This window comes from Pseudomonas sp. P5_A2_2, assembly GCF_054177685.1.
The window spans coordinates 1-1,768 of sequence record NZ_JBGCUL010000911.1 but is presented as its reverse complement, the minus strand read 5'-3'; the positions used below and the strand labels follow the sequence as shown (position 1 = coordinate 1,768).

General features: G+C 58.1%; 1 protein-coding gene. It reads left to right on the top strand.

Features of this window, described 5'->3' with window-relative positions:
- Window positions 1-179 precede the first annotated feature (179 nt).
- Window positions 180-1,562 carry a glutamine synthetase family protein gene (locus ACXRVY_RS27220; RefSeq protein WP_223461988.1) on the top strand — a complete coding sequence of 461 codons (1,383 nt, stop codon included), beginning with the start codon at window positions 180-182 and terminating at the stop codon, window positions 1,560-1,562.
- Window positions 1,563-1,768: the final 206 nt, after the last annotated feature.

Sequence of the window (1,768 nt, the reverse complement as noted above, 5' to 3'; positions counted from 1 at the left end):
CGCCAAACCTCTCTGCACTTCCTTCTGAACTGGCCTTCTGGGCGCTGTGGCATTGCCGTCATGCGCGCCCGCCGGATTCCTGCTTTTTCCGCTGATTGTTCCTACATATTCCGCTTGATGGCGGGATTAAGGTGCGGGTGCTTTTGCGTACCCGYCTGACACGGAAAAAGAGAGTTCCCATGAGTAGTGCCACGACCTCGTTTGCCTCCAAGCAAGAAGCCCTGACCTTTCTGGAGCAGAACCCGGATATTGAAATGTTCGAGCTGTTCATCCTCGACAACAACGGAGTACCGCGGGGCAAGCTGCTGCATCGTGACGAGTTGCTGGCGGTGTATGAAAGCGGGCGGCCATTGCCGAGCACCATCCTCGGCCTGACCATCAACGGCGATGACGTGGAGAACTCCGGGCTGGTCTGGGATGTCGGGGATATCGACTGCCGGGCCTACCCGATCAGCGGCAGCCTCACGCGTATGCCGTGGCGTCTGATACCGACCGCAGCCGTGCAGGTCAGCATGCACCCGACGGAAGGCATGCCCGCCACCATTGCCGATCCCCGTCATTTGCTGGCGAAAGTCATCGAAGGTTTACAGGCTGACGGTTATTACCCGGTCATGGCGGCGGAACTGGAGTTCTACCTGCTGGATCAGCAACGCGACAGCAATGGCCGGCCACAACCGGCACGGGATGTCGATGGCGGGCGTCCCTACGGCACTCAGGTCTATGGGTTGCGCGAACTGGAACAGATCGAGCCGTTCCTGGCCGATCTCTACAATGCCTGCAAGCTCCAGGGGATTCCGGCGCGTACGGCCATTTCCGAATACGCGCCGGGGCAAGTGGAAATCACCCTCGAACACCGCACCGACGCATTACAGGCAATGGACGAAGCGGTGCGTTACAAGCGTCTGGTCAAGGGGGTGGCGCACAAGCACGGCATGACCGCCTGCTTCATGGCCAAGCCTTTCGATGACCTGGCCGGCACCGGGATGCACATGCACGTGAGCCTGGCGGACAAGGACGGCAACAATCTTTTCGCCAGTGAAGCTCCGGATGGAACGCCACTGCTCAAGCAGGCTGTTGCAGGTATGCTCGATACCTTGCTCGATTCGCTGTTGCTGTTCTGCCCCAACGCCAACTCCTACCGTCGATTCCAGGCCAACAGCTATGCGCCTCTGGCGGCCACCTGGGGTGTGGACAATCGCACCGTGAGTTTGCGCGTACCGGGCGGGCCGGCGTATTCCCGGCACATCGAGCACCGAATCTGTGGCGCCGACGCCAACCCCTATCTGGCGGCTGCGGCGATTCTGGCCGGTATTCATCGCGGTATCCGCGAACAACTCGACCCTGGTGCGCCGGTGGAAGGCAACGGCTACGCCCAGGCTGCGAGACTGTTGCCGACAGACTGGCTGACCACCTTGCGATCGCTGGAAGGTTCGAGTTGGGCCAAAGAAGCGTTCGGCGGGGAATTCCTCGGTGTCTACCTGGCGGTGAAACGCGCCGAATATCGCCAATTCATGGGGGAGGTCGGTGAGCAGGACTGGCGTTGGTATTTGCATCAGGCTTGAGTCGAAGCTGTACTGGAGCTGAACCATTCTCAAATAGTCTGGAAGTATCAGGCTGGTTTTATAAGCCAACTAATTGTTGGCTTCTTTTTCACAAAAAATTGATGGTTGGCTATCTAAAATTAGAGCTGTCTCGGTAAATGAAATTTTCACATTTGCCGAAGACACTTTTTTCAGGACCCGCCGAATCTCATGCTTAAGATTAAAGC

Excerpts from the sequence above, each read along its gene's own strand:
- ACXRVY_RS27220 (WP_223461988.1), top strand. The coding sequence starts at position 180 with ATGAGTAGTGCCACGACCTCGTTTGCCTCCAAGCAAGAAGCCCTGACC.